The sequence below is a fragment of the Bradyrhizobium sp. USDA 4369 genome, assembly GCF_054056435.1.
Genome location: NZ_JBSRYH010000001.1, coordinates 2,892,579 through 2,906,930 on the forward strand (window position 1 = coordinate 2,892,579; position 14,352 = coordinate 2,906,930).

11 protein-coding genes are annotated in these 14,352 nt (G+C 65.1%); 5 read left to right on the forward strand and 6 right to left on the reverse strand.

Annotated elements, in window-relative coordinates; genetic code table 11:
- Positions 1–1,038 carry a gentisate 1,2-dioxygenase gene (gtdA, locus tag ACVIJ6_RS13100; protein ID WP_456773062.1) on the reverse strand — a complete coding sequence of 346 codons (1,038 nt, stop codon included), beginning with the start codon at positions 1,036–1,038 and terminating at the stop codon, positions 1–3.
- 102 nt (positions 1,039–1,140) lie between these two features.
- On the opposite strand from gtdA, the gene maiA reads away from it, so the two are divergent.
- Positions 1,141–1,773 carry a maleylacetoacetate isomerase gene (maiA, locus tag ACVIJ6_RS13105; protein ID WP_456776976.1) on the forward strand — a complete coding sequence of 211 codons (633 nt, stop codon included), beginning with the start codon at positions 1,141–1,143 and terminating at the stop codon, positions 1,771–1,773.
- A complete protein-coding gene (locus ACVIJ6_RS13110) occupies positions 1,763–2,272 on the forward strand; it encodes a MarR family winged helix-turn-helix transcriptional regulator (RefSeq protein WP_456773063.1) in 510 nt (169 codons plus the stop codon). Before maiA ends, ACVIJ6_RS13110 begins: the two co-directional genes overlap by 11 nt.
- A gap of 35 nt (positions 2,273–2,307) precedes the next feature.
- On the opposite strand, the gene ACVIJ6_RS13115 is transcribed toward ACVIJ6_RS13110, so the two are convergent.
- The 3 genes from ACVIJ6_RS13115 to ACVIJ6_RS13125 all read right to left on the reverse strand — a co-directional run bounded on the left by ACVIJ6_RS13115 (position 2,308) and on the right by ACVIJ6_RS13125 (position 6,126).
- Positions 2,308–3,921, reverse strand: a complete 1,614-nt coding sequence (locus ACVIJ6_RS13115) for a benzoate-CoA ligase family protein (protein ID WP_456773064.1) — start codon at positions 3,919–3,921, stop codon at positions 2,308–2,310.
- Positions 3,869–5,059, reverse strand: coding sequence for an FAD-dependent monooxygenase (locus tag ACVIJ6_RS13120; protein WP_456773065.1), 1,191 nt, complete (start codon positions 5,057–5,059; stop codon positions 3,869–3,871). Before ACVIJ6_RS13120 ends, ACVIJ6_RS13115 begins: the two co-directional genes overlap by 53 nt.
- Positions 5,060–5,172: 113 nt before the next feature.
- Positions 5,173–6,126 (reverse strand): ATP-grasp domain-containing protein, encoded by a 954-nt coding sequence (locus ACVIJ6_RS13125; protein ID WP_456773066.1) that lies wholly within the window; start codon positions 6,124–6,126, stop codon positions 5,173–5,175.
- Between the two features lie 285 nt (positions 6,127–6,411).
- On the opposite strand from ACVIJ6_RS13125, the gene ACVIJ6_RS13130 reads away from it, so the two are divergent.
- From ACVIJ6_RS13130 to ACVIJ6_RS13140, 3 genes are all read left to right on the forward strand, one after another.
- Positions 6,412–7,185 carry a ferredoxin--NADP reductase gene (locus tag ACVIJ6_RS13130; RefSeq protein ID WP_456773067.1) on the forward strand — a complete coding sequence of 258 codons (774 nt, stop codon included), beginning with the start codon at positions 6,412–6,414 and terminating at the stop codon, positions 7,183–7,185.
- A gap of 207 nt (positions 7,186–7,392) precedes the next feature.
- A complete protein-coding gene (locus tag ACVIJ6_RS13135; RefSeq protein WP_456773068.1) occupies positions 7,393–8,958 on the forward strand; it encodes an acyl-CoA synthetase in 1,566 nt (521 codons plus the stop codon).
- A gap of 216 nt (positions 8,959–9,174) precedes the next feature.
- On the forward strand, positions 9,175–10,797 hold the full coding sequence (locus ACVIJ6_RS13140; RefSeq protein ID WP_456773069.1) for an FMN-binding glutamate synthase family protein: 1,623 nt from the start codon (positions 9,175–9,177) through the stop codon (positions 10,795–10,797).
- Between the two features lie 230 nt (positions 10,798–11,027).
- Here ACVIJ6_RS13140 and ACVIJ6_RS13145 read toward each other — a convergent pair whose 3' ends face one another.
- Positions 11,028–12,329: an ABC transporter ATP-binding protein gene (locus tag ACVIJ6_RS13145; RefSeq protein ID WP_456773070.1), complete on the reverse strand. Its 1,302-nt coding sequence runs from the start codon at positions 12,327–12,329 to the stop codon at positions 11,028–11,030.
- A 15-nt stretch (positions 12,330–12,344) separates the two neighbouring features.
- The gene (locus ACVIJ6_RS13150) at positions 12,345–14,078 is read right to left on the reverse strand and encodes an ABC transporter permease (RefSeq protein WP_456773071.1); all 1,734 of its coding nucleotides are present in this window, start codon (positions 14,076–14,078) and stop codon (positions 12,345–12,347) included.
- Positions 14,079–14,352: the final 274 nt, after the last annotated feature.

Below are 14,352 nucleotides of genomic sequence, written 5' to 3' on the forward strand. Positions count from 1 at the left end.
TCAGGCGTTGCCGCGGTCCTCCCGGAACAGATCGAGCTTCTCCTGCACCGGCCGGTCCGAGAACGAGAACAGCACCGCATCCTCGTCAGCCTCATGGCTGACCCATTGCCAGCTCGGGACCACGAACAGATCGCGCGGACCCCATTCAAAAGTGCGGTCGCCGATGCGGCTGCGGCCTTTGCCCTCGATCGCGGTGAACACGGTCGCGTCCGTCGAACGATAGCGCGCCGTCTTGAATCCCTTCGGCAGCAGCTGAATGAACGTGCCGATCGTCGGCATGGCGAAGTCGCCGGTCTCCGGGTTGGAGAATTTCAGCTTCAATCCGTGGCACGCATCCCACTCCTCGCGCCGCTGGGCGCTCTCCAGCGCCTCGCGCGTATACGCGTAGGGATAGTTGAAGATCGGCGAGGTCCTGGATCGGCGCTTGGCGTCGACCGGCAGCAGATTGTGGCCGTAGCGTGCGAAGCTGTCACCGGCCGGCCGCGCGACCTTCTGCTGATCCTCCTGCGACCCTTGCGCAAACGACGCGTCGAGGAACTGCACCAGCGGAATGTCGAGACCGTCGAGCCAGAACATCGGCTCGGAGGTCTCGTTGCCATGATCGTGCCAGGTCATCGACGGCGTGATGACGAAGTCGCCGGGCTGCATCAAGGTGCGCTCGCCGTCGACGGTCGTGAACGCGCCCTGGCCCTCCAGCACGAAGCGCAGGGCCGACTGGCTGTGCCGATGCGCGGGCGCGATGTCGCCGGGGATCACCATCTGGATGCCGGCATAGAGCGAGGTCGTGATCTTGGATTGACCGCGCAGGCCCGGATTTTCCAGGATCAGCACCCGCCGCTCCGCCTCCTTGGCGGTGATCAGCCGCCCGGCTTCGATCATGTAGTCGCGAATGGCCGCGAACTGCCAGAGATGCGGCCGGCATGCGCTCTTTGGCTCCGGCGTGATGAGATCGCTCATCACGGTCCACAGCGCGGTCATGTTCTCGCCGTCGATCTTCTTGTAGAACGCCTCGCGTTCCGGTGTCGAAACTGCGGCCATGCATGCCTCCCAGGATCAGATGTTGTTCTTAATTGACAGTATACTGCCAATTTGATTACCGTCAAACACAACCAGAGCCATGATATCGGGAGGAGTGCCATGATGAAGCTGCACGGCTATTTCCGCAGCAGCGCGTCCTATCGCGTGAGGATCGCGCTGAACCTCAAGGGGCTCACGGTCGAGCATCTGCCGCATCATCTCCGCAAGGGCGAGCAGCGCGCCGCGGCCTATCTCACGCTCAACCCGCAAGGCCTCGTTCCGACTCTCGAGGATGACGGCGGTGTCGTGCTGATCCAGTCGCTCGCCATCATCGAATGGCTGGACGAGACGTATCCCTCGCCGCCGCTGCTTCCGCAGGACCCCTTGCGCCGGGCGCAGGTCCGCGCCTTCGCGCAGGTGCTGGCGTGCGACACCCATCCCGTTCAGAACCTGAAGGTGCTTGCGCGGTTGCGCGAGCTTGGCCTGCCTGAGGACAAGGTCACGGGATGGGCGGGCTGGGCCAATCGCGAGGGGCTCGCGGCCTGCGAGGCGCTGGTCAAGCATGAGCCCGGTCCGTTCTGCTTCGGGGCGGCGCCGACCCTGGCTGATCTCTGTCTGGTGCCGCAGCTCGGCAATGCGCGCCGCTTCGGCGTCGATGTCGCGGCCTTCCCGCGTCTGTTGCAGGCCGAAGCTGCAGCGAAGGCCTTGCCCGCTTTCGCGGACGCTGCCCCGGAGCGCCAGCCAGATGCCGAGTAAGTCGTCGGACATCACGATGGACGCGGTCTACACCAAGCCGGGCTATCTGTTCCGGCGGATGCAGCAGATCGCCGTCTCGATCTTCGTCGAGGAATGCCGGGAGTTCGATCTGACACCGGTGCAATATGCGGCGCTGGTCGCGATCCAGAATCATCCGGGCATCGATGCCACCAGGCTGTCGGCCGTGATCGCCTTCGACCGCTCGACCCTCGGCAGCGTCATCGAGCGGCTCGAGGCCAAGGGCCATGTCGAGCGCAAGCCGTCGGCCGAGGACAAGCGCGTCAAGCTGCTTTATCTGACCAAGGCCGGCGCGACCCAGCTGCGCAACATCCTGCCGTCGGTCGATCGCGCGCAGGTGCGCATGCTGGCGCCGCTCAAGGCCGCGGACCGCAAGACATTGCTGGCCTTGCTGGGGCAACTGGTCGACCTCAACAACGAGGTGTCGCGCGTGCCGCTGCGGGCCGAGGATGCGTTGGAACATCTCGGCAGGACCGGCTGAGCGCAGCGAGGGTCGAAGACCGCCTGCAGTCGCGCTCACAGCCGCATCACCGCCTGACGGTCGATCTTGCCGGTGCCGGTCTTTGGCAGCTCGTCGATGAAGACGATCTCGCGCGGATATTTGTAAGGCAGCAGTTTCGCCTTCACATAGTCCTGCAACGCTTTCGTCATCGTCGACTCATCGCGGGCTTCGCCGTTGGTCACCACGACCGCCTTCAGGCTCATTCGGCGGTCCGGCAGCTCATGCGCGAATACGGCGCATTCCCGAATGTCCGGGTGCTCGGCGAGGCAGAGCTCGACCTCCAGCGGATAAACCCATTGTCCGGAGATCTTGACCAGATCATCGGCGCGGCCGCGGAAGAAATGAAAGCCGTCGGCGTCGCGGACGAACCGGTCTCCGGTGTAGATCCAGCCGCCGTCGCGGATCGTCTCCGCGGTCTTGTCCGGACGGTTCCAATACAGCGGCGTGTTGGAATCGCCGCGGACCCAGAGAATGCCTTCCTCGCCGGTCGCGACCTCGTGCCCCTCGCTGTCGCGCAAGGCGATCTCGTAGCCGGGGACGCGCAGACCGGCGGCGCCAAGCTTCTTCCGGTCCTCACGATTGGAAAGATAGACGTGCAGCACTTCGGTCGAGCCGAGACCCTCGACGATCTCGAGGCCGGTGAGGGTCCTCCAGCTGTTGAAGACCTCGGCCGAGAGTACCTCGGCCGCGGACACCGCCAGTCGCAGCGACGAGAAATCGGTCTCCCGCGCGCCGTCCGCCTTGGTCAGTGCCGTGTACAGCGTCGGCAGTCCGAAAAACACGCTCGGGCGGAAGCGGCCGATCGCGTTGAAAATCGCGGCCGGCTTCGGCTGGCCAGGCAACAGCAGCGTGGTGGCGCCGGCCGAGAACGGAAAGGTGATTGCGTTGCCGAAGCCATAGGCGAAGAAGATCTTCGGCACCGAGAAGCAGATGTCGTCCGGCCTGAGCCGCAGCACGTTCCTTGCGAACGCCTGCTCGCTATAGGCCATGTCGTGTTGCAGATGGACGATGCCTTTCGGACGGCCGGTCGAGCCGGATGAGTACATCCAGAACGCCATCTCGTTGCGGTGGGTGTCGGCCTCGGCGAGTTCAGTCGCGAAGCCGCGCAGCCATTCATCGGCCGTGAGCGTCGAGCGTGCCGCCGTGCCTGAGGTCTCGCCGTTCACGACGATCAGCGTGTGAAGCGCAGTCTCTGCGCAGGCCTGCGCGTTGAACCGTGCGGCGAATTCGGCGTCTGCGACAGCGACCTTGGCGCCGGAATCGGCGAGGTAGAATTGAAGCAGATCCGGCGGTGTGAGCGTGTTGATCAGTAGCGGCACAAAGCCGGCGCGGACCGCGCCGAAGAACGCGGCCGGATAGACGGGCGTATCGTCGAGGAACAGCAGGACGCGGTCGCCGCGGGCGAGTCCGAGCGAGGCGAAGCCGTGCCCCCAGCGGCAAGCATCTTCGCATAGCTCGGCATAGCTGCGCTGTCCGGCCGGACCGATCAGCGCGGGCTTGTTCGCGTTGCCCCGAGCGAGATTGTCGAACAACACCCGGCTCGCATTGTAGCGATCTGGAATCGCGAAGCCGATTTCACGGGCGCCGGCGCTGTCGCGCGGCACCTCGTCTGCAATCCCGGTCGTCATGCGTGCGCTCTCCCGCTTTGCGCGACGCCTCGTAGCGCTGCATGAATTGCGGCGCCATGGCCCGGAGCCTGGTATCATCGATGCGGCCGGAGCGGGTGATGTAGCCGTAGGCGAAGTCCATCAGATCGAGCTTCATGTGGGTTGAAAACGATTCGTACCAGCCGGCACTGGTGCGGGCGGCGGTCACGAGCTTCTTGACGATGGGCTGCCGTTCGGCCTGGTAGCGGGCGAGACCTTCGGCGAGCTTGGCTTCGGCGTCGAGCGCCTTGACCAGCGCGATGGCGTCCTCGATGGCAAGCCGCGTGCCCGAGCCGATCGAGAAATGCGCCGTATGCAGCGCGTCGCCGATCAGCACCATGTTCCGGTGCCACCAATGCTCGTTCCACACCCACGGGAAATTGCGCCAGACCGACCTGTTGGAGACCAGGGCATGACCGTCGAGTACCGGCGCGAACACCTGCTCGCAAACGCGCCGGGACTCGTCGACCGACATCTCGGCAAAGCCATAGGCCTGCCAGGTCGTCCGATCGCATTCGACCAGGAACGTGCTCATGTCCGGTGCGTAGCGATAATGATGCGCGTTGAAGGTGCCGCGGTCGGTTGCGACGAAGGTCTGGGACAGCGTCGGAAAGGTCTTCGAGGTCCCGTACCAGGCGAACTTGTTGCTGGAGTAGGACACCGAGAAGCCGAAATCACCTTCGAAACTGCGGCGCACCAGCGAGTTCAGCCCATCGGCCGCGACGATGAGATCGTAGCCCTGAAGCTGGTCGAGCGATTGAATGGGCGTGCCGTAGCGTGCGCTGACGCCGACGCTCTCGGCGCGCGCCTGCAGCAGCTTCAGCAGTTCGAGCCGGCCGATGGCGGAGAAGCCGACGCCGTCGATCTCGACGCTCTCGCCATGCAGAGTGAGCGTGATGTTGCGCCAGCTTTCCATTTGCGGCGCGATCGCGTCGACCGTGTCGGGATCGTCTGCGCGCAGGAATTCGAGCGCCTGGTCGGAGAAGACGACGCCGAAGCCCCAGGTCGCGCCGGCCGGGTTCTGCTCGAACAGGTCGACGATTGCGGCGGGATGCCGCTTCTTCCACAGATAGGCGAAATACAGCCCGCCAGGGCCGCCGCCGAGCACGGCGATGCGCAAGGACGTTCTCCCAATTGACAGTATACTGTTTATTTCGGGTCGGAGACTAATCCCTCATTCGGATCCAGGCCAGAGAAATCTTATTGCCGGCGGCTGGACCGAAGGGCTGCAATTCAGCGGGACGGGTGGTTGCCAAAGATCTTGTCGAGCGCCGCGACATACGCCGCCTCGACCAGTTCGGGCGCGTGCTGTCCGAGGGCTTCCATCTTCACCCCGGAATTGATTTCGAGCACCTGCCAGTGCCCGCCGGCCATGACGACGTCGACCGAGGCGTAGCGGATGTCGATGACGCGCGCGGCGTTGTGCGCCAACGCGGTGCAGGTCTCGCGCACCGGGCCGTCTGTCAGCAGCACCGGCTGGGCGCCGAATTCGAGATTATGCCGCCAGCTCAGCAGACGCTGCTCGCCTTGGGGGATGACCGCGTGCAGCGCCGACACGTCGAATTCGTCGGCGAGGCGCCGCAGCAGCTGCGCGTGCTGCTGGGCCGGCGCGATCGCGAGCGCGAGCTCGCGCAGCGAATGAACGCCGTCTCCGGTCACGACCGGCCGCTGCTTGCGATAGACGACCAGCGGCACATCATCGAGCATGATCACGCGAACCTCGTCGGCGATCTCCAGCAGTGGTGCAATCGCCACGCTCGCGCCCGTCTTGAAGATGTGAGTGACGGCGTCCTTGAGCTCAGCGGGGGATGCCGCACGCCTGACCGCGCGGCCCGACGTCCCTTCATTGGGCTTCACGACCACCCCATGCGGGTGCGCTTCGAGCAATTCCAGGATCGCGGTCCAGGCCGGCTCGGCGGCGCCGGTCACCGCCGGCGCGAGGAAGAACGCGTGAGGCACCGCGGGAACGCCGGATGCGGCCAACAGCCCGGCGGTGGCCGCCTTGTCGCAGGCAATTCTGTGCGCCACCGCACTGTTCAGGCCGAGATCATAGCCGAAGATCAGGTGACGCCGGGTGGCATCCTCGAGCGATAGCAACCAGCCGCCGTCGCGAATCTCGAGGCGGAGGCCGCGTTTGGCGCAATAGCGCGTGACGGCGGCCAGCTGAAGATGCGGATGGTTAATCATTGCTCAAGGATTGGGCCGGAGATGCGGAATTAAAGTGCTGGAAAACCACAATCTCGGCAAGTAAATTACCCGGATCGTTTGTGTACGAATGAACGGCCGATCGAGGCATCCGGCACGAGCCGACATGCGTTTGATCGTGATCAATGGTGCGTCCATGCGGGTTGATTATTCGCTGTTTTCACGTACATCAGGCGCCGAAATCGCTGGATCTATAGGGTTTTCGCGGTCCTGCCTCCGTCACGACTTGTTTCTTCCAACTTCAGCCCACGTGAAAAAACAAACGACATGAGCGCGTTCTATAAAGAGAAAGTTCTTTCCGTTCACCACTGGACGGACACTTTGTTCTCCTTCCGGGCGACCCGTGATGCGGGCTTCCGTTTCCAGAATGGCCAGTTCGCGATGATCGGCCTCGAGGTCGAGGGCCGCCCCTTGCTGCGCGCCTACAGCATGGCCAGCGCCAATCACGAGGAGGAACTCGAGTTCTTCAGCATCAAGGTGCAGGACGGCCCGCTGACCTCCCGGCTGCAGAAGATCAAGGAAGGCGACACCATCCTGGTCGGCCGCAAGGCGACGGGCACGCTGATCCCGGACAATCTGCTGCCCGGCAGCCGGCTGCTGCTGCTGTCGACCGGCACCGGGCTGGCGCCCTTCGCCAGCCTGATCAAGGACCCGGATGTCTACGACCGCTTCGAGAGCATCGTCCTGGTGCATGGCTGCCGCCAGGTCGCCGAGTTGGCCTATGGCGAGAGCGTGGTCGCCAAGCTGCGCGAGGACGAGTTGTTCGGACCGCTGCTCGACGGCAAGCTGCAGTATTATCCGACCGTCACCCGCGAGCCGTTCCGGAACCGCGGCCGGATCACCGACCTGATTTCCTCGCAGCAGCTGTTCAACGATATCGGCCAGCATGAGCTCGACATCGCCAAGGACCGCATCATGATGTGCGGCAGCCCGGCGATGCTGGAGGAACTCAAGGGCATGTTCGAGTCGCGTGGCTTCCTCGAGGGCAGCGGCAACGAGCCCGGTCATTTCGTGATCGAGAAGGCCTTCGTCGAGCGCTGAGCTACGAACCGTCCGATCCTGGACTTCGTCAAAGAGCGCCTCGACGCAATCGGGGCGCTTTTTTCGTTGGCAATATCCTCCTTGCACGCGTGGAACTGGCTGTGCGATTTTCACGCGCAGAACCGGACCCTCAGACGTCCGGCGCGAAGGGAGGGGAGTAGGATTGCCTGAACGGCAGCCATCCCCGTGACAGCAAGGGGAACGGCCATGGATTCCATCGTTCGCAGGCAAACGCTCGGTGACCTCCTGCGGCGGAGCGCGGCGCGCACGCCGGGCAAGACCGCCGTGATTTGCGGCGAGACCAGCTGGACCTATGCCGAGTTCAACGCCATCGCCGACCGCCTCGCGGCCGGCCTCGCCGCCCGCGGCGTCGGCAAGGGCGAACGCGTTGCGATCCTTGCCCGCAATTCGCATGCATTTGCCGCCCTGCGCTTCGCGCTGGCGCGGCTCGGCGCCGTGCTGGTGCCGATCAACTTCATGCTGAAGCCGGAGGAGGTGGCCTACATCCTCAAGCATGCCGGCGCGCGGCTGCTGGCCACCGACAGCGGCTTTGCCGGGGTGGCGCGCGCTGCCAAGACGCTGGCGCCGGCCGTGGAGCAGCTCATCTGGCTGCCGTCGGAAGGGCCCAGCGAGCGGCAGACGGATATGATCGATTTCGCCGAGCTTGCTGCGTCCACGGCGGCCGTGCCTGCTGTCGAGATTGCCGGCAGCGACGTCGCGCAGATCGTCTACACCTCGGGCACGGAGTCGCTGCCGAAGGGCGCGATGCTGACCCATGACGCGGTCATCTGGCAGTATGTCAGTTGCGTGGTCGATGCCGGCATCGCGGCCGAGGACGTGACGCTGCATGCGCTGCCGCTCTATCACTGCGCGCAGCTCGATGTGTTCTTCGGTCCCTCGATCTATGTCGGCGCCACCAACATCATCACCGCATTCCCGACACCGGACAATTTGCTGCCGCTGATCGCGAAGTACGGCATCACCTCGTTCTTTGCGCCGCCGACCGTGTGGATCTCGATCCTGCGCTCGCCGCTGTTCGAGACCACCGACGTCTCGACCCTGAGCAAGGGCTATTACGGCGCCTCGATCATGCCGGTCGAGGTGCTGCGCGAGCTGGCGCAGCGGCTGCCGAAGGTGCGCTTGTGGAATCTGTACGGTCAGACCGAGATCGCCCCGCTGGCGACGATGCTCGGGCCTGAGGACCAGCTGCGCAAGCCCGGCTCTTGCGGCCGTGCCGTGCTCAATGTCGAGACCCGTGTCGTCGATGACGACATGAACGATGTTGCGCCAGGCGAGGTCGGCGAGGTCGTGCACCGCTCGCCGCATCTGATGCTCGGTTATTTCCACGACGACGAGCGCACCGCGGCGGCCTTCCAGGGCGGCTGGTTCCACTCCGGCGATCTCGCGACCATCGACGAGCAAGGCTACATCACCATCGTCGACCGCAAGAAGGACATGATCAAGACCGGCGGCGAGAACGTGGCGAGCCGCGAGGTCGAGGAGGCGCTGTATCTGATCCCGGAAGTGTCGGAGGTCGCCGTCGTCGGCCTGCCGCATCCGCGCTGGGTCGAGGCCGTGGTCGCGATGGTCGTGGTGAAGTCGGGCTGCGATTTGACGGAAGAAGCGGTGCTGAAGCAGGCATCGGCCAAGCTTGCGACCTTCAAGACGCCGAAGCGGATCGTCTTCGTCGATGCACTGCCGAAAAATCCAAGCGGCAAGCTGCTGAAGCGGCAGCTGCGCGAAGCGCATGCGGGGCTGTTCGCGGAGGGGTAAGCGGCTGCCGCCTCCGGTCGCCGGCTGCCCTGTCCGCGTCTCGGAAGGCCGGTCCGGCGCGGCGGACCGATACCGCAGCGCCGCAGCGGGTCGCCTGCGGCTGTCGACGTCGTGATCAAAGCGACGGCCGATCGCGCGTGCTTGTGTAACGAATGTTTCGCGATACGCGTAGTATCCTGGTGATCGACCTTCCGCGAGCCGCCCTGAGGCCTCCCCATGGATACGCTGCTGCTTCCGTTCTCGCCGCGCTACATCGTGCTGACGATCTGTGCTTCGGCGACGGCCCTGCTGCTCATTCTCGGCGTCTACGACCGCAAGATCCTCGATCTTGTCCTCATTCCCCTGCTGATCTTCGGTGCGCTGACCCTGCTCGGGGTACGCGATCTCTTGCAGAGCAGTCACGCCGTCCTGCGCAACTATCCGATCTCAGCGCATCTGCGATTCCTGCTCGAAGAGATCCGTCCGGAGATGCGGCAGTATTTCTTCGAGAGCGAGAAGGACGGCATGCCGTTCTCGCGCGATACCCGCGCGGTGGTCTATCAGCGCGCCAAGATGGTGCTCGACAAACGCCCATTCGGCACCCAGGAAGACGTCTATCGCGAGGGCTATGAGTGGATGCATCACTCGGTGGCCCCCAAGCCGCGCGCCGAGGAGAAGTACCGCATCACCATCGGCGGGCCGGATTGTGCCAAGCCGTATTCGGCCTCCGTCTTCAACATCTCGGCGATGAGCTTCGGCGCCTTGAGCCCGAACGCGGTGCGCGCGCTGAACGGCGGCGCCAAGCGCGGCGGCTTTGCGCACGACACCGGCGAAGGCGGCTTCAGTCCGTATCATGCCGAAATGGGCGGGGACATCATCTGGGAAATCGGCTCCGGCTATTTCGGCTGCCGGCATCGCGACGGCAGCTTCGATCCCGACGCCTTCGCGCGGGTTGCGGCGACCGAGCAGATCAAGATGGTCGAGCTCAAGGTCAGCCAGGGCGCCAAGCCCGGCCATGGCGGCGTGCTGCCGGCGGCGAAGGTGTCGGAGGAAATCTCCAAGATCCGTGGCGTCGCCATGGGTGAGGACTGCATCTCGCCGCCGGCGCATCGCGCCTTCTCGACGCCGATAGGCATGATGCAGTTCATCGGCGAGATGCGGCGGCTGTCAGGCGGCAAGCCGGCCGGCTTCAAATTGTGCATCGGCCACCCCTGGGAATTCCTTGCGATCTGCAAGGCGATGCTGGAGACCGGCATCTATCCGGATTTCATCGTCGTCGACGGCAATGAGGGCGGCACCGGTGCGGCACCGCTGGAGTTCATGGACCATCTGGGCATGCCGATGCGCGAGGGCGTCAACTTCGTGCACAATGCGCTGATCGGGCTGAATGTGCGCGACCGCATCAAGATCGGCGCCTCCGGCAAGGTCGCCACCGCGTTCGATATGGCGCGGGCGATGTCGATCGGCGCCGACTGGTGCAATTCCGCCCGCGGCTTCATGTTCGCGCTCGGCTGCATCCAGTCCCTCAGCTGCCACACCGACCGCTGCCCGACCGGCGTCGCGACCCAGGATCCGACGCGGGCCCGCGCGCTGGTCGTGCCGCACAAGGTCGATCGCGTCTACAACTATCATCACGCGACCCTGCATGCGCTGGCCGAGCTGCTCGCGGCCGCCGGCCTCGAACATCCGCAGGATCTGCGGCCGATCCATTTCTCGCAGCGGACCTCGACCACGGAGGTCGCATCGTTCGCCAAGCTCTATCCGTCGCTGCGGCCAGGCGAACTGCTCGACGGCACCCAGGACGCCCGCTTCCGCGACGCCTGGGCGATGGCGCGTCCGGACACGTTCGCTGCGGCGTGAGGCTGGTTTGCCGCTCTGAGTGAGGTGGTACGCAGCGTCCTCACCCTCACTGTCATCCCCGCGAACGCGGGGATCCATAACCACAGCCGGTTGTTTGTTGCGCGAAAGGTTCAACGCGCCGCCTGCCCCAAGATGGATCACGCGGTATGGGTCCCGGGTCGGCGCCCGACGCCGCTCGCGCGTCGTCGGACTTGCCCGGGACGACGGCGAAGGGTGGAACAGCCGGAGCCTCAATGCGGGTTTTCCAGGCTGAACGTCTCGGACTGCTCGTCATAGGCGAACAGCTCGGCGTAGCGGCCCCAGGAGACGATGGTCTGCAGGGTTTCGTCAGCATATTGCTCGGACATGTAGTCCTCGAGCTCGATGCGGAAGCGCGCGGCGGGGGCGGCGTGCGAGGGGCGGTCGTCGAGCACGCGACGGATCAGGCCCATCAGCGGCACGTTCTCCATCAGATGCGCCGCGAACAGCTTCTTGCGCTCGTCGGTATCGAGATGCGCAAAGCGCTGGCCGGACTCCGTCAGGGTCAGGTCGCCCTCGCTGAGATGGGCGAAGCGCAACAGCTGCAGCGCCTCGGCCAGAGGAAAGATCTCGTCGACCTCGAGCTGCAGATGTCCGGCTAGGACGGGAAGATCGGCATGGCCGTTATACGGCTCGCCGGCGAGCGCCTCGATCAGGCCGGAGATCGAGTTCGACGAGACGTGGCTGAGCACCATGCCGACGCCGGCATGGGCGGTGCTCGGCAGCTTGGGCTCGGGCCGCTGCGTCATGCGGGCATAGAGGCTGTCGACCAGCTGGCGGAACGCCGGATCGAGCCGGTTGCGCGGATGCGGCAGGTCGACCTTGAACTCGGCGGCGACGCGGCCGGGATTGGAGGAGAACACCAGGATGCGGTCGCACATCAGCACCGCCTCCTCGATGTTGTGCGTCACCATCAGCACCGATTTGATCGGTAGCCGTCCGTCGGTCCAGAGGTCGACGAGGTCGGTGCGCAGGGTCTCGGCGGTCAGCACGTCGAGCGCGGAGAACGGCTCGTCCATCAACAGCAGGTCGGGATGCACGACCAGCGCACGAGCGAAGCCGACGCGCTGGCGCATGCCGCCGGACAGCTCCTTCGGAAAGGCGGATTCGAAGCCGTCGAGACCGATCAGGTCGATCGCCGCCAGCGCGCGCTTGCGCCGCTCGGCGCTGTCGATGCCGAGCGCCTCGAGGCCGAGCTCGACATTCTGCAGCACGGTCAGCCAGGGAAACAGCGCGAAGGATTGAAACACCATGGCGACACCGCGCGGCGGACCCGCGATCGTCTCGCCGCGGCATGTCGCTTCGCCCGACGACGGCGACACCAATCCGGCGATGATCCGCAGCAGGGTCGATTTGCCCGATCCGGAGCGTCCGAGCAGGCCGACGATCTCGCCGGCGCGGATCGTCAGATCGACCTTCTCCAGCACGACGAGATCCTCGCCGCTGCCCTTCGGAAACAGTCGGCTGACGCTCTTGATCTCGATCAGCGATGTCTCTTTGACCTGGTCGCGCATGAACATTTCTCCCGGTCAGCCGAGCCGCAGCCGGCGTTCGCCGAAGGCATAGAGCGGCCGCCACAGCAGCCGGTTGAATAGAGTGACGAGAATGCACATCACGGCGATGCCGAGCACGACGCGCGGGAAATCGCCGCGCTCCGTCGCAGCCGCAATATAGGCGCCGAGCCCCGAGGCGGTGAGATGGGTGTCGCCCCAGCTCGCGACCTCGGCAACGATCGCTGCGTTCCACGAGCCACCGGAGGCGGTGATCGCACCGGTGATGTAATAGGGGAAGACACCCGGCAGCACGACCTTGAACCACCAGCGCCAGCCGGTGAGGTGCAGGCTCGCGGCGGCCTCGCGCAGGTCGGTCGGGAAGGCGCTGGCCCCGGCGATGACGTTGAACAGAATGTACCACTGCGTGCCCAGGATCATCAGCGGGCTCAGCCAGACATTGGCGTCGAGCCCGTAGCGCACGATCAGCACGACAAACACCGGGAAGGCGAGATTGGCCGGGAAAGCCGCGAGGAATTGCGCCAGCGGCTGGATGCGCTCGGCGAGCTTCGGCCGCAGCCCGATCCAGACACCGACGGGAACCCAGATCAGCGAGGCCAGCGCGATCAGCACGGCGACGCGGATCAGCGTGATCAGGCCGTAGCCGATCGCGCTGAGGACGTCGGAGGGCGCCAAGGTCGCCGACAGGTAGAGATAGGTCTTCCAGCCGGCATAGGCGCAGCCGATCACCACAACCGCGAGCCAGAGGCCGTCGACAAGCTGCGATGGCGGCGCGCGGCGCACCGGTCCGCTCCACGCCGTCGGCCAGTTGAGGCGCAGGTTGGAGAACGCGCGATTGAGCGCTGCGAAGGGTACGGACAGCTTGCGGAGTGCGCGGGTGCGCCGGAACAGATCGAGCATCCACGAGCTCGGCGGATCGCCCGAGGCGGTCTGCTCAAAGCGAAACTTGTCGGCCCAGGCCACGATCGGGCGGAACAGCAACTGGTCATAGGCGGTGATGACCAGCAGCATGGTCAACAGCGCAGCGCCGATCGCGGCAAGGTCCTTCTGCTGAATCGCCAGCGCGACATAGGAGCCGATGCCGGGCAGCGTGACGGTGGTGTTGCCGACCGTGATCGCCTCCGACGCCACGACGAAGAACCAGCCGCCGGACATCGACATCATCGCATTCCAGATCAGGCCCGGCATCGCATAGGGCACGTCGAGCCGCCAGAAGCACTGCCAGCCGGAGAGGTGGAAGCTGCGCGTCGCCTCCTCCAGATCCTTCGGCACGTTGCGCATCGACTGGTACATGCTGAACGTCATGTTCCAGGCCTGGCTGGTGAAGATCGCGAACACGCAGGCGAGTTCGGCCCCGAGCACCTTGCCCGGGAACAGGTTCATGAAGAACACGACCGTGAAGGTCAGGAAGCCGAGGATCGGCACCGACTGCAGGATGTCGAGCAGCGGGATCAGCACGATCTCGGCGCGCCGGCTCTTGGCCGCCAGCGCCGCGTAGACGAAGGTGAACACCAGCGAGCAGGTGATGGCCAGCAGCATGCGCAAGGTGGTGCGCAGCGCGTAGAGCGGCAGGTTGGACGGGTCGAGCGAGACCGGGGCGGTGTCCAGCGCCGACAGCGGCTGCGTGGTCTGCTCGCCGCCATAGACGATCAACACCATCGCGCCGACCACGATGATCAGCGCGACCACGTCCCAGATGTTGGGGCGCACGGTCTCTCGCAGCACGGCCGTCCGAAAATCCTGGAGCATCATCTGCGTGTCTCGTGTCGTGCCGCAACCATCGATTGTGGCTGCGGGGGTCTTCTTGTGTGGCGCTGAGGGCTGCTTTGAGCCGGCGGATCTGCCAGCCGAATCCGAACCCTAAGTGCGCTGTGTGATGGTTTGATTGCAAGCGGGGACCGCCGGAATTGGCCCCGTGTGCCGGCCTATCAAAGGATACGCCGGCCGCATCTTCACGTTCCCGCGACGTCGGATATCCTGGTCATGCACGGTCGTCGACTCTATCCCTGGCAGACAGCGCGTCAGC